This is a genomic window from Frankia sp. CcI49 (assembly GCF_001983215.1).
GTDB lineage: Bacteria > Actinomycetota > Actinomycetes > Frankiales > Frankiaceae > Parafrankia > Parafrankia irregularis.
In genome coordinates this window covers 1-2,317 of record NZ_MOWP01000074.1, presented here as the reverse complement: position 1 = coordinate 2,317, position 2,317 = coordinate 1, and the positions used below count along the sequence as shown (strand labels likewise).

The 2,317-nt window shown below is 71.7% G+C and carries 1 protein-coding gene and 1 pseudogene; both read right to left on the bottom strand.

Going from position 1 to position 2,317, the window contains the following annotated elements; translation table 11 throughout:
* Positions 1-1,826: serine/threonine-protein kinase (locus tag CcI49_RS39415; RefSeq protein WP_083749997.1), on the bottom strand; the 1,826-nt coding region annotated here is incomplete at its 3' end.
* 353 nt (positions 1,827-2,179) lie between these two features.
* Positions 2,180-2,317 (bottom strand): annotated as a pseudogene (locus tag CcI49_RS39410) (transglycosylase family protein); the annotation flags it as partial.

Here is a 2,317-nt window from a genome sequence, read left to right as displayed (position 1 = left end):
ATCTGCACCCAGTTCGTCCCCGACCCGGAATACACATACACACCCTGCTTGTCCGGAGTCAGCGAGTACAACCGATCACCCGTCACCACGAACTGCGCGCCGGGCCCTCCGATGACCTCCCACCGGCCCGGGGAACCGAGGTACCGGGAGATGTCACCGCTGTCCCGGCTGGTCGCGAAAAGGCCGTAGCCTCCGCCGTAGAGCTTCCCGGTGGGCCCGCCGATCGGAACCCAGTTCGTGCCGGACCCCGAGTACACCTCGACACCGCTGCGGTCAGGGGCAATCCGGTACACCCCGCCGCGCGCTGTGGTCGCGCGGCCCTGCTGCTGCGCCGGCAGGCCGGATGCCGGCACCGCCTGGGCGGACGGCAGGGCAGCGGAGTTCCCGGCCCCGGTGACCGCCGAGCCGCCAGGCACCGAACCGGCGGCCATGCCCGCATCCGAGCCGGAAAGCGGCACGCCGCCGCCCGCGACGGAACCGGTACCGGCGCCCGGGCCGCCTGACGGCGACGAGCCCGTCAGCACCGAACCCGTCTCGACGCCCGGGTCGGCCCCGGGGTCGTCCCCACCGGCCAGACGATCGACAGGCCCGTTGTGCCGGGTCAGCAGAAGCACGGCCGCGACGAGCACCACGAGCGCGGCGACGGCCGCGGCCAGCACGCCGCCGAGCCGGGACCGGCCGCGGCGACGACCACGGCGACGACCGTCGCTGTCCGGCAACGTGGGCGTCGACGACTTCGCTTCCTGCGCGGGCGCGGGCGCGGGCTCGGACGCGGCCGGCAGTGCGGACGCCACCTCACCCGCGGAGTCCTCCGCGCCGCCGACGGAACCGCTGGCGCCCTCGGCACCCTCGGAATCCCCGGAATCCCCGGATCCGAACGGTTCCTGCGGGGTGAGGACGTAGCGCGTCAGGTCGGCGAGAACGGTCGGCGGCAGCCAGCCCTCGCCGACGCGAAGCCGTTCGTCTGTTGACTGCCTCCGACACAGGCTGATCAGATCGGTGGGCGTGGGCCGGGCCGCCGGATCCTTTTCCAGGCAACGCTCCAAAATGCCGCGGATCTGCTCCGGGCAGCTGTCCCAGTCGGGCTGCTCGTTCACGATGCGGTGGAACACGGCGACATCCGCGCCGAACGGCAGCTCGCCGGTGGCCGCGTAATAGGCGGTGGCCCCGAGCGAGAAGACGTCACCCGAGGTGTCCAGGGCTTTCCCGCGAATCTGCTCGGGCGCCATGAAGGCGGGTGTGCCGACCGGTTCGCCGGTTCTGGTGAGCCGCACCGACGACGCCTCGACAGCTCGGGAGATGCCGAAGTCGATGACCCGCGGGCCGTCGGCGGCAAGGATGACGTTCCCCGGTTTCAGATCCCGGTGGATCACGCCCGCCACATGGATGGACTGCAGTGCCTCGGCGACCCCGGCGATGAGCACGAGGACGCTTTCCGCCGGCAGCGGGCCCTGGCGGGCGACGGCCACGGCGAGGGAGGGCGCCGCGACGTAGGCGGTCGCCATCCAGGGGCGCGGGGCCTGGGCGTCGCTGTCGATGACCGGGGCGGTGTACAGGCCCTGGACGCGTTGGGCGATCGCCACTTCCTTCTCGAAGCGGCGGCGGAACTCGGGGTCGGAGGCGAACTCCGGCCGGGCGACCTTGAGCGCGAGCGGCCGGCCACCAGGGGTGTAGGACAGGTACACCGCACCCATGCCACCGGCGCCGATCCGGGCCCGGAGCCGGTAGCCGCTGATCTCGCGAGGGTCCTGGGGCGTGAGCGGATTGAACACCGCATCCGGGGCCGGCCCCGATCCGTCAGGTGCGCCTGGTGGCGTACCGTTCATCGGTCTCCCTCAGGGTCGGGTTCCGTGCCGCACAGCGGTGACCAGCACAAACAGCCCAGCGCCGGCCATTCAGCCAAAACAATAGCCAACCCTGACTCTATGCATCATTCAGGGCGCGGCACGCGAGACCTCGTCCGCGGTCGCCGCTCCCGCCCCACCCCGCCCCGCCCCGCCGCCTGAGGCGACCAGCCATGACCGCGGCCCGGCCGCCAGCCGGCCGAACGCACAAAATGCCGGTGTGCCCGGACGTCTCGTGGACGTCCGGGCACACCGGCATGATCACCAGAGCACCGACTCCGGCACGGTTCTCACCGGGAGGTGCTCCGCAGTGCGGCCCGAGGGCTCACCCGGGCTCAGACCTTGTGGCCCCAGCACGGCTTCGAACTCACCCACGGACTCGAACCCTGCTGCGCATACAGAATATGCGCACGCTTCCACTGCTCAGCCACACTCGCGTTCTGCGGCAGACCCTTACCACCCACCGCATGCCA